Source organism: Niastella vici (assembly GCF_002077945.1).
GTDB classification, from domain to species: domain Bacteria; phylum Bacteroidota; class Bacteroidia; order Chitinophagales; family Chitinophagaceae; genus Niastella; species Niastella vici.
Map to the genome: position 1 here is coordinate 145898 of NZ_LVYD01000046.1, position 18362 is coordinate 164259.

Below are 18362 nucleotides of genomic sequence, written 5' to 3' on the forward strand. Positions count from 1 at the left end.
GGTTATGAAACGAATATATTCAATACTAATAGGGTTTTTGTTTGTGTGCCAGATTTCGTATGGGCAGTTTGTGATCTATTTTCAACCCGAAATATATGGCCGTACCATTGATGGGCTGGGCTCTTTCCAGGTTCAGAATCTTACTGGTGCTGTTATGAGCGGGCAAATAGTAATAACCGTGCAGGAAACTGTGACCAAATCGCCTGTAGTTACCATTACAACGCCCCTTACGAATATTCAGCCTGGCACGGCTAATTTTCCAAGGAATGTGTATGCCGGCAGCCTGTTCAGGTTTTCATCAAATGCCTATGCAAGCATAACGAATCAAACAAAGAATTTTCCGCCGGGACAGTACTCATTCTGCTATCAATTTGTAAATGGAGATAAGCAGGGAGATGATTTCGAAAATTGTTTTGATGCCGAAATACAACCACTTGTACCCCTGGCGCTTATTTACCCTGCAGATGGCGATAAAATATGCCAAAAGCGGCCAATGCTGACCTGGCAACCGCCCATTCCATTCAATGCATCCATGCGGTTCAGGTTATTATTGACTGAAAAGAAAGAAGGGGAGGCAGTGGAGAACCTGCTGGTAAATGCTCCATTATTATTGCTTGATAACATCACTACAACCAGTATCAATTATCCATCGGGCCATCCTGATCTTAAAGAAGGCAAGACCTATGTATGGCAGGTAATTGCTTATCAGAATAATGTAGTGATGTCGCGGTCGGAAATGTGGGAGTTCACTGTGCAATGTAACGAGCCCCAAAAACAACTGCCAACCGACAGTTACCGGGAGCTAAAGTTATTAATGAATGGCAATCATTATATCGCCAACCGGTCTTTGAAGTTTTCTTTCCAGAATAATTACAACATCAGGAAATTAAGCTATACCATTTACGATATCGGCAATGGAATGAAGCCACTGAAATATTGTCCGGAAGTTACATTGACCACGGGACTGAATAAGGTGGATATCGATTTAACTGAAATGGAACTGGAGCCAGGCAAACATTATTTACTGAAAGTGCATCCATTCAATGAGCCGGATATACAGGTACGGTTTATTTTTGAGGATAAAGATTTTGAATAAGTAATCTATAAATATAATGGCAAGGGAAATCATTTATAGGATCGTGCTCCTGGGTACGGTATGGGCGTTCATATGTTTACAGGCATGTGAATCTACGGCGGCAAAAGTAAAGCCGGTGATAAAACATATGGCAGAAATACACAGGAAAGGATCTGACCTGTATTTAGACGAGGCAGACAGCCGGCAGGTAATGAAGGCCGGTAGCAACAATAATTTTATTGCATATAAAATAGGATTCACAGATAGCCTGACGGATGATAAAAAATTTGAGCAGAAACGAATCGAATATTATGACTACCGGATGGTCAATGACTGGAAAGCGGTTGTTAATGGTGATTCCATTTCACCGGTTTTCTTTCAACCGGTGACCGGTTTGAACAAAATGAATAGAGAAGGGATACTGGTGTTTGAATTGCCTACGGGCAGCCAACCCGATGCATTGGTATATGACGATTCATTCGGCAATTGGCAAAAACAGATTATTGCTTTAAACCCCCATTTAAAATAGGTTAAAAGAAATGCGTAACAGAACTAAAAAATGTACGGCCTGGTTCTTCCTGATCATTTTTGGAATTGAAACCTTTTTCCCGGGAATGGCGTATGCATTAACATCGGGACCTACACAACCGGAAATGCAAAAGTTCAAACCGGCGGGAGACAGCGAGATGGTGGATCTGTTTACCGGTAATTTCAAGTATAATATTCCTTTGGTTGACGTGGGCGGGTACCCGCTAAATTTATCGTATGGTTCTGGCGAAGGTATGGAAGATGAGGCCAGCTGGGTTGGCTTTGGGTGGTCTTTAAATCCCGGCGCCATCAACAGAACCGTGCGAGGATTACCGGATGATTTTAAAGGTGAAAAAATTAGAAAAGACTATTCCAGGAAAGAATTTAGAAAAATTGGCGGGAATATAATCCTGAAGCCTTCTTTATTCGGCTGGGAAATAGGCAGCCCCAGTATTAAAGTCGGCATTTATAAAGATAACTATTACGGGGTGGGTGCCGAAGTAGGCTTAAGCTTAGGTAACATGCTGGGTAAACAGATAACAGGCCCGTTTAACCTGGGTCTTGACTTTACTTCTGACAACCGCGAAGGTGCAACCTTTACTCCTTCTTTGTCGTTAGCGATCATGGATGATAAGCAGAGAGAAGAGCATACAGTTTCACTCAATGGATCGTTGACCTATAATACGAGGTCAGGATTAAAGCAGATCTCATTGGGCAGCTCTTTCTCTACCCGGGCAGAGGCAGGAACCGACTTTAATTACTTTGAACAGTCTGCTGTTAAGTATTTCGGTCAAACCTGGACGCCATCCTTTTTCACCAACACCAGGAGCCATGGGTTTACATTCAGTTTTGACATTGGGGCAACCCTCTTTGGCGCTTATGTGGGCATCGGTGGCCAGGGCTATACATATAGAGAACATATTTTAGAGAAGACCACATATGCGCCGGCATTTGGTTATATGAATTATCTCAAAGGCCGGCAGAACACGAATGCCTTAATCGATTTTAATCGCGAAAAAGAAGGCGTGTATATTCCCGGAACGCCGAGTATACCTATTCCGGTGGCGACACAGGACATTTTTACTGCCACCGGTCAGGCTGGTTCGCTGCAATTCAGACCCTATTTCAATGGGAACTATATGGTTTTTGATAAGGCGTTTAATAATTCCACCAATAATACTTCAGTGGGTTTAACCGTTGGCGGCGGCAATCTGGTAAAGATCGGGGGGCGGGTTAATTACCTGGAAGGCGAGGCTAACACGGGGAAATGGGCTTATCACAATTCCTTTTTAAATTATAATGGCGAACCGAAGTTCGATGAGGTAGCCAAACCAGATGTAGAACCCGTGCATTTTAAGCAAACAGGAGAATTGACAAGAGTAGATGAGGATTATTATAATTTAGTGAGAAAGGATAAAACGGTTCAGGTTGCAGCCAATGATAACGTTCATCGAGGACCGTATGCAATGACCTGGACTGAATTTCTTAGCCACGAACCCGGTTGGGATAATATAGGTAATAAAGAATTAAAAAAGAATAAGCGGGAGGTGCGTACTGCTTCAATCAGCTATCTGAATGCCAACCAGGCTGAAAGATATGGATTGGATAAATTTATTAATGGAGAAGAAAGATATGTGCCCGGAGGAGAGAAAAGCGAACAACATATTTCCGAAATAACCATTACCGATGATGCAGGCAAACGAATGGTATATGGCATTCCGGTATATAACAGGGGGCAATATGAAGCAACGTTCTCAGTGAAGCCGCAGTTGGGCAACGACCTTGACAAAGCCCGCAAAACCGGCCTGATCACTTATGATGTAGGAGATAATACAAAAGCAAATAATAAGGGAAGAGATAATCTTTTTTCAAGAGAGTACATTCCGCCTTATGCCACTTCGTATTTGCTTACCGGTGTGTTGTCGCCCGATTATGTAGATCTTACGGGGAATGGCATTACAGATGATGACCTGGGTACGGCCTATAAATTCACTTATAACCGTACTACCAAAAACTTTCAATGGCGTGCACCTTATGCTGCCAATTCGGCCAACTTCAACGAAGGGTTTATCAGTGATCCTAAAGATGATAAAGGAAGCTATGTGGGCGGAACCAAAGAGCTTTGGTATATGAATACGGTAGAAAGCAAAACCATGATTGCCGTTTTTGAAACCTCTGACCGGCAGGATGGATTGGGCGTATTGGGCGAGAATGGTGGACAAAATCCCAATATTAAACTCAAAAAACTCGATCGTATAAAATTATATTCAAAGGCCGCCTGGGTAAAAGATGGCGCTAATGCCGTTCCCATAAAAGTTGTTCATTTTGAATATGATTATTCAATTCATCCGAACGTTCCTAATAATACCGGGGCTGCAGTAGATAAGAACGGTGTTACTTTAACCAACCCGAACGACCCCGCCAACGTTAATCAATCAAAAGGGAAACTTACTTTAAAACGTGTATACTTTACATTCGGCAATAACACCAGAGGAGAGACCAATCCCTATGAATTTTCGTACGACATGCGAAATGTGGCTAATGAGTTTGGGAACACATTGCCGGCGCCAAACCCATATCCGTACGATCAAAGCCAGAACGCGCCGGAAGTAAATAACTCGTACGCGATGCGCCAGAGCGACCGCTGGGGCACTTATAAACCTACCTGGTATAATCATTTAACCAGTAATTCCACCAGCAACGGCGCGCTGAATAATTCAGAATTCCCATATGCCATCCAGGATAACGATGATGCAAATACGGGAATTGCTTATAACGAGCGAACATTAGACGGGCTCTTTGCCTCTATGTGGCAGCTCAATAAGATCATAACGCCAACCGGCAGTACCATTAATATAGAATATGAGGCCGATGATTATGGGTATGTGCAGGACCGAAGGGCCATGCAAATGTGCTTTATTAAAGGTATTGGTAACAATTCTACAGCATCCACAGGTATGGTAGGCTCAGATGGTTTTACCGTAGAACTACCAGAAAAGGCCGTTGACGATAATGATTTCAAGAAAAAGTATTTGAAAGGGCCCGATGGCTTAATGCCTAATAACATTTATTATAAAATATTTACCGATCTCAATAACCAGGGGCGTAAGGAATATGTGCAGGGATATGCAGAAATAAGTCCTGATGACTGCAAACTGATTGGCACCAATAGCACGCTGGCATTTATTGCACTTAAGAAACTGAGCGGTTATAGCCCGGTTTCAAAAGCTGCCTGGCAAATGTTGAAAACAGAGCTGCCGCAATTTGCGTACGATCATTATGACAATGCAGATGAGCCTTCCTTCTCACAGGCGGCCATCAAGTCACTGGTTCAGGCGGTGCTTAATATGAAAGAGTTCTTTGTGTCTTTTGAAAAATCGGCCAGTCGAAAAAGTTTTGCCAATACTATTGACCTGTCGAAAAGTATGATCAGGCTTTGCAATCCTTCTTACAATAAATTGGGTGGCGGCTCCCGTGTTAGAAAGATAACCATTGAAGACGCCTGGAACGAGATGTCGCATCAAACCGGTAAAACAGCCAAATATGGCCAGTTATATGAGTATAATCTTACAGATGGAACTTCTTCGGGCGTGGCGGCTTACGAACCACAGATCGGTAATGAAGAGAACCCCTTCCATGAACCTATACCTTATTCGGAAAAGGTGCACTGGGCGCCCGATAAAGTACATTTTATTGAGCGGCCCTTTTGTGAAAGCTATTTCCCATCAGCAGTTGTAGGATACAGTAAAGTAACAGTTACCAATTTTGGGGATACCTATGCGCAGGGCGGTGCATTGGAAAAGTTCTCGGGGTATACTGAGTATGAGTTTTATACTGCAAAGGATTTCCCCACGCTGGTTGATAACCTGCCACTGCACTCGATGTGGTATGAAAATAGTATGTTGTTAAAATTGTTTAGCGCCACCTATATCAAGAAAGTGGTTACCTCGCAGGGCTTTAAAGTTGAGCTGAATGATATGCATGGCAAGCCCAAATCGGTTAAAATGTTTGATATGGGCGGCAGTAAGATCTCATCGGTAGAATATTTTTATAATGTGGATGATGAGAACGCCCAACGGAAGAATTTAAATAATAGCGTAGATATTGTAAAGCCCGATGAAGGCTGGAAAATAGAACCCGCATTATTGGGAATGGATGTGGATATAGCTACGGATGTGCGCGAAAGCACCGATCAAAGTTTTGGTATAGGTGTGGGCGCCTATGCGGGCACAACGATCATGCCAATTGGACCTTTTCCGGCGCCTGTTTTTTACGGAGCCGGTAACCTGAGTTATAATCTTACCAAAAAAGCATACAATTCCATTTCATTTGTCAAAGTCATTCAAAAATACGGTATCGTAAAAAAGGTTCGCACTGAGAAAAACGGTTCTTCCATTACATCAGAAAATCTGTTGTGGGATGGGCAAACAGGAAATGTATTGTTGACAAGGACCGAAAATGAATTCAATGATTATACCTATGCCTTCAACTATCCGGCTTATTGGGCCGAAGGACATGAGGGAATGGGCGCTGCGTATAAGAATATCGGTGCAGTATTTACATCCTTTATTACTGCATCAGATGGTAAAATTCCCCAGGCGTATGAGCCGTATTTAGTGCCAGGCGACGAACTGATAGCTGAGGTTTACCAAAAAGGGTGGATCATCAGGTCAACAGCCGATAATTCATTACGATTTATTGATGAGGATGGAAGGTTTATTGCCACCAATGGAAAATATTATGTACTACGGTCGGGCCGAAGGAACCAAACCAGTGCGGAGGTAGGCCGCATAGTTTGTATGAATAACCCCATTGTGGAAACGGGTTCGGGCAGGACCCTGCAATTCAGTGTAGCCAATAAAATACTGGATGCCAAAGCAGTGTTATACAGTAATGAGTGGAGTGTGCCTGTGCCCGATCAATTGACATCAAACTGCTCTGCTTTTACACCTTATGGTGGTGTGTATGGTAATTACACAGTGAGTTCTCAGTCGGCGCCAGCTTGCCGTGATTATTTTAAGGCAGGTGCAGGCAGTGAAATAAGCCGGAGCTATTTAAGCTTTTCTACGAGCAGTCTTCCTGCCGGCGCCCAAATACAATCTGTTAAACTAAAACTTAAACCGTCTACCTGGAATGGCTCCAATGCATCAAAGCTTGAAAGAGTGAAGGAGATCCGTGACTGTAGTACTGCTGGACAGGTAACCTGGCAAAACCAGCCGGCTGTTGCCACAACCAATATGGTGTCTTTGCCAGCCATCAGTTCCGACGATTTTGTTTACGCTGATCTAACTGCCATGTTTAGGGAGTGGTTTTTGGCAAAGGATATACCTGAATTCAGCATCAGGCTCAGCCTGGCCAGCGAAAGTGGTAATAGCTTTATTAACTTTTGGGGGCTTAATGGAGAACACGGATTTCCTTTACCGGAATTAACGGTATGTTACAAGTTCGATGCATGCGTTGATCCCATTGATCAGGTTGTGAATCCTTATGTTAAAGGAGTTTTAGGTAACTGGCGGCCAAAACAAAGTTTTGTGTATATGGTTGACCGCGAGCAAAAGACCGGACTCAGCAGTCTTCCGGGTTCAACAAACATCCGCACTTCCGGCGCTTATCTGGCATTTAATCCTTTCTGGGAATTCCAGCCTGCAGGCAATTTGCACAGCAATGTTCAGGTCGATAACCCACCGGTTACTGAACGTTGGGTGTGGGCTTCCAAATCGGTTTACTATGACGGTAAGGGAAATGAAATAGAAAGTGTTATTCCAATAAACCGCGACCGGCAGGGGAATATAGATGTGGTGACCAATCCTTTCAGATACAGTACGGCGTTATATGGATACCGCGAATCGGCAGCCATCGCTGTTGCCACTAATGCCCGTCATAATGAAATCGCATTTGATGGATTTGAAGATTACAATTTTACGCTTCAGAATCTGGTGCTACCCTGTCCGGAAAAACGTCATTTCGATTGGGGATTGGCTAATTCAGGTACCAACTGGTGTTTATTCGGTAATTGTTTGGCTACCGACATTGTGCATAGCGGAAGGTATAGCTGGTTGCTGTCAGCCGGAAGCGTAAGCATTACAAAACAGGCGGGCAATGCAGCGCCGCCAGCTGGTAAACCCTATGCATTTAATGGCCCCAATGGTGAGCCTACGCTGGCAACCAATGAACTGGCAAAAGGCTTTGCGCCAATAGCCGGCAAGCAATACATTTTCAGTATGTGGGTGCACGATGGAAACCCCGCTCAGAATAAGATCAACGGTTTAACGGTCTCAATAAATGGTGTTGATCAGCAGATAAGCACTAAGGTTGTACCGGTAGTAGAAGAATGGAAACGGATAGAGTGTGTCTTTACGGCGGGTACTTCCTTTAATCTTCAATTGGTTCCATTAGGTAACATTCACATAGATGATGTGCGCATTTTTCCTTACGATGCCAATATGAACTCATTTGTGTACGATGATCGTAACATGCGTTTAATGGCTCAGTTGGATGAGAACAATTTTGCCACTTTTTATGAGTATGACGATGAGGGTACACCCATTCGCGTAAAGAAAGAAACAGAAAGAGGTGTAATGACATTAAAAGAGAACAGGCAATCATTCAGGAAGCGCTAATAGATAAATAAGTTTTATAACTGTTATATCGTATGCAGAAAAAGAAAGCAATAATTTTTATAATACTGGCAGTGGCTGTCTCAGGCCTATCGGTAGCGGGTTCTTTAACCGGCTGGTTCAATAAAGCTGAAGTTGTAAATGAGTTGCCCGGTGCAAAGGAGGAATACCAGCGTATCTATGACCGCATTAAAAATGATACCAGTTTAAACCTGGAAGCTGCCATCAATTTATATGATGGGGAAGCCCCTTCGGCAATAATGGAAACCACTACCTGCCGGTATATAAAGAGGCAGAACAAATACTATTCTCAGTTCAGTTACCTGCAAACTTTCTGCAACGGTAATTTGATGGTACAGCTCGATACGGTAAACAAGGTAGTTGTGGTTTCGCCTGTTAAAGGGGAGAAGAAAAGGAATAAAAGGTTTATGGAGCCAACGATCGATATGTTGTTTAATGAACAGGCCGATTTCAGGATCACGGGAAAGGTTACCCAAAAAAATGACAACGAAAGGGAAATTTCCTGCCAAAGCGATTTTAATCCGGAGATAAGGTCATTTGATATAACATATGATCCTGTAACCTATCAGGTAAAGCGTGCGACCATACAATGGTGGAAAGAAGGCTCAATGACAGAGCAACCAGCTGCCAATAAGGTTTGGATAAGCCATATCGATTACCGGCAAATGCCGCCGGCTACCATTAATATCGACGAAGAGATCAGTAAAATTATTACCATAAAAAAAGATCAGATCGAACCGGCAGTAGGGTATCAAGACTATCAACTGCATGTTTCTAATCCTGAACAGTAAGCCTTTCTTTATGACGGTACAGCACTTTATCAGAAGAATACTGGTTTTGTTTTTCCTGCTTTGCCTGCCCGCAACCGTTTTGCTGGCAGCCAGTGAATCGTATATACAAACATTGACCGGTAAAATAAAACAGGGCGACTCCTGCGTGGTAATAGATGACAAATTCGTGCATCTGTCGCTCAACGACTGGAATAGTATACAACACCTGTCAGTTGATAATATCGTTTCTTTCGAACTGCGATTCGATACATCGGTCTATTATCAGAGCAAATCATTTACCTGTACATTAAATGTATCGGTTAAGTATTTCACCAGCCGCGATCAAACGGTGCCCGATGAGATCAATAATGTGAACCTGGTGGTGAAATATGATACGGCCAAAGGAGCCTTTTACCCCGCAAATGCACATTATAAGTTTAAGAACGCCTTTAAAGTGGTGGTCGTTGTAAATTCAATAACCTCGCAGGAGTGGGGCAATGATATCCCTGCCGTTTTCAGGCTAAAGAACCAGATCCTGGTTGAACGGAAATATCCATTTAACCCCAATGCTACCGGCCCGTTGCAGGCCGACATCACCAACATCGACATGCAAAGTTTCGGCGGGAATGCACTTACTTTAATGGCTGCCGGCTTTTTTACGGGAGTCACTACTAATAGTGATCAATTGGTTGTTTCGTGGAATCCTGCAGACTTTGGTAATCCGGAGGAATATGATATAGAATGGGCCTTTATTGATAAGCTAAGCACGAACGGACAGGCGATTCTAAGTACCTACGCCAATGGCGGCACGGTGCCGAAAGATAAAGCCCTGCAATGGATGGTAAATGATAATTCAAGGGTTACTATAAGATCTTCGTCCTATACCATTAATTTACCCTACCCCGATGGATATGTGCTGGTACGGGTACGCGGGGTTTCTTATCAGGCGGTTACCAATTTAAGGCTTACCGGCATTTGGGATAATGATAATGGAAGTGGCTTTGCGCTATGTGCTCCGGTAACAGCCCAGGAACCAGGTATGAATTACCAGTACTCGGCTGCTTTTGCAGAAGAAGGAAAGCGAAAGGAAGTGATCACCTATTTTGATGCTACCTTACGGCAACGGCAGGCGGTTACTTTAAGCAACAGTGATCAAACGAAAGTGCCGAACACCGCTACCGACCGGCAGGAAACTGCTACGGTGCTGGAAACCATCTATGATCAAATGGGGCGACCCGCTGTAAACGTGCTGCCAGCGCCTACTAATAGTAAAAGCCTCAATTATTATCAGAATTTTAATTTGAATAGCAGCGGGAATGCTTTAAGCCATACAGATATTACACTCAACAATACCTGTACGGCAAGTGTAGGTCCTTTGAGCGTCAGCAGCGGTGCGGGACAGTATTACTCTCCGGGAAATCCTTTCCTGAATGACCCCGATTTTTATTTTACGAAATATGTGCCCGATGCACAACAATATCCCTATGCGCTCACGCAATATATGCCCGACAATACTGGCCGCGTCCGCAGGCAAAGTGGGGTAGGGTATACCTTGCGAAACGGAAGTGGACGTGAGACGCGGTATTTTTATAGTAAGCCAGGGCAAAGGGAGCTGTACAGGATCTTCGGGATGGAAGTAGGGGACTGTTCCCATTACCTGAAGAATGTGGTAGTGGACCCTAACGGCCAGGCAAGCGTGAGCTATATAGATGCTAATGGAAAAACTATTGCCACTGCCCTGGCTGGCGGTCGGCCTGACGGGGTAGATGCGTTGCCATCTGCTGCGGTTGGTCAGCCAAGGGCCCGGATCAACGAAACAGTGATCACACCAGCCAACTTCACCAGGAATGCAGCAGGAATGGTGATGACGGCTACTTCTACGTTCACTGCAGAAGTAAAGGGTACTTTTGATTTACATTATTCCGTGAACCCGGCTGCATTGGTCACCACCCATTCGCTGGGACAATTTTGCAGTAATTGTTATTATGATGTATTGGTAGAGGTGCGTAATGATTGTGGTACCCTTGTTAACAGCGCAACAACTGCACCATTTACCATTAACGATGTTACCTGCAATCCCAATGCGGCGCCTGCGCCGGGAACCCTGAATGTAGTGGTTGACGAACTGGGCGTATACACGGTTACCTATACTTTGCGGTTGAGCCAGGATGCTATCAACTACCAGACAGATTATTATATAAACAATAACAGTGATCTTAAGAAGTTGCAGGCATTTTTTGAAGAGAAGTTGAATGCCATCGATCTGGCGGGCTGTTATACAACCTGCGAAGCCTGTAAAACCCTGGGAAGTACACCAGATGCATTCAGGCAGAAAGTGCTCGACCTGCTGGCAACCAGTAAATTCAGTGGTGTTCTGGCAACCCCTGCGGTACAACAATGGATCACCGATACCTGGAATACTTTAAAGACTAATTGTGCCAATATTTCATGCAACGTTACGTCGGCCTGCGACGATTACCTGATACAAATGAAGCAGGACGTTAAGCCTGGTGGTCAATATGCTTTATATAGCGTTGTGGAACAGAATGATGTTAATGTGTATAGTTATGTCGACAGGTCAATAAATGTATTACGGTTCTATAATCTGAATGACCCCGGTAATACGGAGATCTATAATTTCAGTTATGTAGATGATAATGGAAATACAGTGCTTATCCGTGAGTTATCAGAGTCTGACTTTATCAGGGCTTATATAGATCACCCGGAATGGGCCGATATGTTTGTAAAAAAACATATCGAGTATTGTAGTTACCTGTTCTGTAAAGATCAAAGTTATTCGCCCGTCGATAAAAATAATGAAAGCAGTTACAATTTTGACAGAACGATCCGAGAGCTGAGCACAGGCGACGATGCCATAAGCAGGGGATATTTTAACCGTTCCAATATCTATGCCCTGGTGAATGCTGATCCATTCTTTAATGGCGGTCGCGGCAGTGGTCTCAAAACAAGTATGATCACTGAGCTTGGCATCCTGTCTGATGTGCTTGGTATTGTTGTAAAAGATAACAACAATACTCCGGTGCCGGGTAAAAATATTCTTCAGTTTATAGACTGGATGCTGTATTGTAAGCCTAATACCAACCCAACAGATTATAATGCGGTGTATAGTTCCTGGACCTCGTGCAATCCCTCTGCCACTTGCCGTTCAACTACGCTTGAATGGGAGTTTTACAGGAATTATTATCTCCAGTTAAAAAGCAAATATGTTAACCAGGTAAAAGCCCAGGTTAGCCCGGGTTGTACCGATTGTTTTATAGGAAAAGATGCCTTGTTATCGGCCAGTAACACCAGCATGTTATTGTCATGTGCCCAAAATGGGTCTAATGTAAGTGCCTGCCCTGCGGCGAATGAATTTTATTCGTCAGAAGGAACTGCATTGCCGCCCGTGATTGAAACCGGACACAGGCTTTGGCAGATCCCATTCCACATATACCACAGCAACGGCAATGTAACGAGAGATGTGAATATTACTGTGAATTATACGAAGACGAAATTTTTTGTAACCACAGAATCTGGTTCGTTTACGGTAACTATGCCAGCAGGTACCAGTGAAGTACTATTATATGAAACTGATGAATGGTATGATGACAATGGCGATCATGCTGTAAGTGATGAGGAGATCACATCCACCAGGTATCAGCTAAGTACAGTAGCGTGCCCTGCTCCGCCTAATGTGAGGCCTTCATCGGTATGTTTGCAGGACCCCAATTATGCATTGTACCAGGATAAGCACCGCATATTCAACGATTTCATTGATCTGTCCAGTTATTTGAACTGCCTGAATGAAACCCCGACCCCTACGCCTACTGATGCTGAGGTCCTTGATCAGGTTCGTGCTGATGCGGTAGTTGGCCTTGATGACATGAGAAATTTATGGGCCGAGCAGTTAAGGGCTGCGCGTGATGAGGAAGCTATATTTAGCAGTATCTCAGATAACACCATAAGTAATTTGGCCGATGATCTGAAAGCGGTAGCGCAGGCCAATATTCAATATGCAAATACCCGCGAAACCATTCGGGCTGCCAGTACGGTGGCAAATGGTGGCGCTACCTCAAAAGGATTTCACAGTTTTGCCGAGGTGTTCAGTTATTATATCAGTTCGTCGCTGATTAGTAAAGGTTTTAGCGAGGATCTGCTGTCGGGTCCTTTTCCATACGACAAAAATCCCATTGGTACTAATCTCAACTCGGGCGAAATTAACAGCACCATTTGCAGCAATCTTACAGCACTTAAGAACAGGTACACTGCAGCCGGTTCTTCAGGCAGTTTTTATGATTACCTGAAACTTGAGCTGGATGACGACATGGTGCTTACCAGTGCCCAATTACAGGACCTGGAAACCAGGTGCGCAGCCGGTTGCCGGTATTTGAATGAACCGGTTTTATTACCTGTGGCGCTGTCGACTCCTGCCCCCACCAATCCTGATCATCCTTTTGTAAGTTGTAGCAGGGTTACTGCGTTGAAGACAGCTTTTTTACAGAAATATCCCGGCATTGATCAGAGCAGCAAATTATACCGGGTCCTGTTTACCAATTATTGCAACCATGCATTAGGGTATGCGCTTACTTCCAGTGATTATATAGCATTTACTGAAAAATGTTTAATAAACAACACCGCGGTATTGTATAATAAGCCGGCTTCGCCTATTGTTCCGGTTAACGATTTCATTTGCCAGGGAAATAGTATCATGACGGCATATGAACAGGCCGGCCAGGAATATGACCGGTACATTGTTCTTGAGCGGCAGCGGTTCAGGAACCTGTATATTTCCAAATGTTTGGGCACCGATGCCTCAGCTACGATAGAAGGAGAGCAATATGAGTACCATTACACGCTGTATTATTATGACCAAAGCGGTAACCTGGTAAAGACCATCCCGCCTGAAGGTGTGCGCTTTTTAACCGAAAGCCAGATCGACCAGATTGAGACCATGCGGAAGTTAGGCATCTCTACCTGTGAGGATGATGGTATTACCAAAGTGGCGGATAAGACAGCTGCGTTGAACACAGTTAGCTCGGTATTACAAAGCAACAGCGCAAAAGCTATCGAACTTTGGCTGAGCAATATTGATGCGGTAAATGGCGGCCAGGTTAGGTTTATAACACCCGACAATAAGTACATGTACCAGGCGGCTATTGCCAATAAAAAGTTGTGGGTTGAATTGTATTCACTGCAACCTGGCACTTCAGGAGATATAACCGTTACCCTTAGTAACCAGATGGTCGCAGACATTAGCTCCATTACTATTCAAAAATGGTCGCATGTAGTTGTTCAATCAAACAATGTTACAGCCGATACCTGGGATGTGTACCTGAATGGCGTTAAACTTACATTGCTTTCTGCACCCGGCACACCGTATCCATTTGATTGGTCAATAATTGCTGGTTATACATTGCCGGCCGAAGTGATAGAGCCTTTAAAGCACATAAGAGTATACAGCCGGTTGTTGACTGCAACGGAAGTATACCAGAATTATGCCCAGCCTTGTTTTTCAATTGCGGAAACGTTGAAAGGCACAAATTCACCTTTACAGATCTGGGGGCGGTTTAATCTTTCTTCATTGTGTAACCCGGTTTCAGAAACAGTTAATGTGTTTAACCAGGGGGCCTTATTGGTGAATGCCAATTTGAACCAGGCCTCAAAAGCGCTTCCCAATATAACCAACAATTTTACCGTTGAGTTTTGGGCAAAACCAGCTCAGCCGCATGAAATTGATGCGCAATCCCAATCGGGTACGGCCGGCACCAGCGGACAGCAGTATGTGATCTATCCCGACGATGGTGGGGCTGCTGCAACGGGACGTGCCGGAATGGGTATTTCAGTAGGTACCAATGGTGTAAGTGTGTATGAATTGGCCACCGGTTACATGCCGCCATTGCTGGTTTGGCAGGGCGATATGACCGCCGGGAAACATGTGGCGGTAGTATATAACAACAACACGCCTTCATTATACATCAATGGCCAGTTGGTAAAAACAGGTCTTGCATCAACCAAACAGTATGTTTATCCGAGTTACAATTTCGGTGGGGGTACGTATGGCTTTATGCCGGGCGTTATTGACGAAGTTCGCATCTGGAATGTAGCGCGAACAGCACAGGAAATAAGCGCCAATTATCAGCAGGGAATTACACCGTCATCGGTAACAGGTTTGGTGGGTTACTGGCCCATGGACCCCGATAACGGAACTGTTGTTGCCGATGTAAGCTGTAACCATAACAATGTAACATTGCCTGCTTCGGGTTACAGCTGGGTTAACTCGGGCAGTAACATTTATAATACGGTGAACAGGGACGCGTTGAACAATTTTATTGTTCCGTTCCATGGTATGCCCACAACCTACGCATACAACAGCCTGAACCAGGTAATAAAACAAACATCACCCGATGGTGGTACCGCCCGATTCTGGTACGATAGGCTGGGCAAGCTCGCGGTATCCCAAAATGCAGAGCAGCTGCAACCGTTGGCGCCTGGAGCATCTGCGAACCGGTACAGTTATACAAAATACGATGCATTTGACCGTATTGTAGAAGTAGGTGAAAAAGTGAATGCCGGTTCATCTATGGATGAAACAACCGCGCGCGATAATGCTGCCTTACAAACCTGGATGCAAAGTGGGCAGAACAGCCAGATAACCCAGACCATTTATGATGAAGCGCCATCGTATGCACCCGGATTACTGACCAATTTACGTAAGCGGATTTCGGCCAGTGTTGTTTGGGACGGAAGTATAGGTTCTACACGTACTGCAGCTACTTACTACTCTTATGATTTCATTGGAAACTTAAAAACGCTGTATCAGGAAAATCAGCAATTATCAGCTTTTGATGCGGTGACGGGTATTAAAAGGATCGACTATAATTATGACCTGGTATGTGGTAAGGTAAATAAACTAAGGTATCAGGAAGGTAAAGGCGATCAGTTCTATTATAGTTACCGCTATGATGCCGATAATCGTTTAGTTGAAGCCAGTACCAGCCGCGATGGATTGACCTGGAATACAGAAGCAACGTATCGATATTACCTGCATGGACTGCTGGCCAGAACCGAGTTAGGCAATAATAAAGTACAGGGATTGGATTATGCCTATACCTTGCAAGGCTGGTTGAAAGGCATTAACAGCCAGCAACTGGATGCCACGAAGGATATGAGCCAGGATGGCGATCCCACATCCGCATTTCAATGGGTTGCACGGGATGTAATGAGCTTTAGTCTGGGGTATTTCAACGGCGATTATCAAGCAATAAACAACTCGGCCGCTGCTTTTGGAATGACGTACCAGCCAGCACCACAACCCAATACCATAAGTGGTAATGAATTGTTTAACAGCAATATTACTAATGCCACGTTGGCTATTAACAAGCTGGACAATGGGGCATTGAAAGGGTACAGCTACCGCTATGATCAATTGAACAGGTTAAAGCAGATGCGTATGCATGACCTGGCGGGGGTAGTAGGTACAAAATGGGACAACAACAGCATTTTGCCAGCATACCAGGAAGATATCAGTTATGATGGTAATGGAAATATTGTTACATATAAAAGAAATGGAAATGTAAATAATGTGGCTCCGGTTAACTATCAAATGGATAACCTGACTTATAAGTATAATGTAGATAATAGTGGAAACCTGGTAAATAATAAATTAAGGAATGTAAGTGAAGATCCTGGTTTGCCAGCCTCGAATTATGCAACTGATTTAGATGGACAAGCAGATGATTATTATGCATATGACAATATTGGAAATCTGAAGCAGGAAGGAACGGATCTGAATCCGGAGAGAAAAATATACTGGACGGTGTATAGAAAGATCAAACAGGTAGAGCTGCTTGCCAATAACGTTGTTAATAAAAGGTTATCATATAAATACGATGCTGTCGGTAATCGGATTGTTAAATCAGTAGAAACTCCTGGCGTTAGTACACAATACACTTTTTATGTGCGGGATCAGCAGGGGAATGTATTGGGCGTTTATACGCGGAATGTGCCAACTGATGGATCGCCTGGTAATTTTAAGTGGATCGAGCAACACTTGTATGGTAGCAGCCGACTGGGCATGTGGCATCCGAATATAGACGTAACAAGTGCCTGGACGGCTCCTGGTGTTGGTAATGGACAAATCAATATTGGTGAACGTGAATATGAATTAAACAATCACCTGGGGAACATACTGGCTACTATTAGTGATAGTAAAACAGGCATTGACGTTGGCAATAACGGTACAATCGACTATTATGAAGCCAATGTCTTAACAGCCAGTGATTACTATCCTTTTGGAATGCAAATGCCAGGTCGTATCTTTAATAGTGGAAACTACCGGTATGGATTTAATGGAAAGGAGAATGATAATGAGGTAAAAGGAGATGGTAATCAGCAGGATTATGGGATGAGGATATATGATCCTCGTATTGGTAAGTTCCTTTCTGTTGACCCGCTTACAAAGGACTATCCGTGGTATACGCCTTACCAGTTTTCAGGAAATAAGCCGTTAAGGATGGTAGATTTAGACGGAGCAGAAGACTCTGATCCTTTTTTTGGGAGGGAAGATGATGGAATGGTGTTAGTCAATCTTTTTAATAGAGCCATTGATGGAGCGACTAATGTTCTTATTGCCTTAACTTATCCCCAAGATGAAGGATGGTTGATTCGCAGAGGTCTGAAAAACCAGGGTTATAATTTACCTGACAATGGGTCTTTAGACGTTAGGCTTTCGGAGTTATTTGATATAAAGAAGGAAAATAGACAGTTTGTAATTATTCCTGAAAGGAATGCCATGCAAAAACTGTTTGATTTAGGAATATCAGCACTTGATGTTGCTGCGGTCTTTCCTTCAAAAGGTTCGCCATATTTAGCTATGGTAAAAGCAACCCCATTAACTGCGGGGACGATTGCTGATATACTTAAAACCTTGCGAATGAGCGAGAGAGTAAAAAGAATAAAAGAGTTTCTTGATCCACTTCGTGGGGATGGGGTAAAATTGAGTGAATTTGAAGCTGAAAGTGGAGCTTTGTTGGAAGAGGCTTACGATATTAAATTGCGAGAGCTGAAGCCAGGAGAAATTGGGGATTATGCAGTTGAAAGTGGAAAAATAAATGGAATTAATGTTGCTGGAAAAACAATTGATCAAACTGGAGTTCCCTTATCAGGTGTCGGAAAATTCAAAATGGAAAAATTTTACGCCCAAATTAAAAGACATTTACGTGAAAAGCAGGGCGCATATTTTATATTAATTGATCTTCGACATTTTTCTGAACAAGAACGTGCTGAAGTGTTGAAGCACTTAAGTGATAACTTTTCTAATGACGCATCTAGAATAATAACAATTCAATAATA

Annotated in this window: 5 protein-coding genes; all 5 read left to right on the forward strand. The window is 43.6% G+C overall.

Annotated features, from left to right (window positions below; genetic code table 11):
- Positions 1 to 4: 4 nt before the first annotated feature.
- The 5 genes from A3860_RS17140 to A3860_RS17160 are packed head-to-tail and all read left to right on the forward strand — an operon-like array spanning position 5 to position 18360.
- Positions 5 to 1096, forward strand: coding sequence for a hypothetical protein (locus A3860_RS17140; protein ID WP_081147956.1), 1092 nt, complete (start codon positions 5 to 7; stop codon positions 1094 to 1096).
- A gap of 16 nt (positions 1097 to 1112) precedes the next feature.
- On the forward strand, positions 1113 to 1604 hold the full coding sequence (locus A3860_RS17145; RefSeq protein WP_081147957.1) for a hypothetical protein: 492 nt from the start codon (positions 1113 to 1115) through the stop codon (positions 1602 to 1604).
- A gap of 10 nt (positions 1605 to 1614) precedes the next feature.
- The gene (locus A3860_RS17150; RefSeq protein ID WP_081147958.1) at positions 1615 to 8223 is read left to right on the forward strand and encodes a DNRLRE domain-containing protein; all 6609 of its coding nucleotides are present in this window, start codon (positions 1615 to 1617) and stop codon (positions 8221 to 8223) included.
- A 32-nt stretch (positions 8224 to 8255) separates the two neighbouring features.
- On the forward strand, positions 8256 to 9032 hold the full coding sequence (locus A3860_RS17155) for a hypothetical protein (RefSeq protein ID WP_081147959.1): 777 nt from the start codon (positions 8256 to 8258) through the stop codon (positions 9030 to 9032).
- Between the two features lie 10 nt (positions 9033 to 9042).
- Positions 9043 to 18360, forward strand: a complete 9318-nt coding sequence (locus A3860_RS17160) for a LamG-like jellyroll fold domain-containing protein (protein ID WP_158085281.1) — start codon at positions 9043 to 9045, stop codon at positions 18358 to 18360.
- Positions 18361 to 18362 lie beyond the last annotated feature (2 nt).

Excerpts from the sequence above, each read along its gene's own strand:
- A3860_RS17155 (WP_081147959.1), top strand. The coding sequence starts at position 8,256 with ATGCAGAAAAAGAAAGCAATAATTTTTATAATACTGGCAGTGGCTGTC.
- A3860_RS17150 (WP_081147958.1), top strand. The coding sequence starts at position 1,615 with ATGCGTAACAGAACTAAAAAATGTACGGCCTGGTTCTTCCTGATCATT.
- A3860_RS17140 (WP_081147956.1), top strand. The coding sequence starts at position 5 with ATGAAACGAATATATTCAATACTAATAGGGTTTTTGTTTGTGTGCCAG.
- A3860_RS17160 (WP_158085281.1), top strand. The coding sequence starts at position 9,043 with ATGACGGTACAGCACTTTATCAGAAGAATACTGGTTTTGTTTTTCCTG.
- A3860_RS17145 (WP_081147957.1), top strand. The coding sequence starts at position 1,113 with ATGGCAAGGGAAATCATTTATAGGATCGTGCTCCTGGGTACGGTATGG.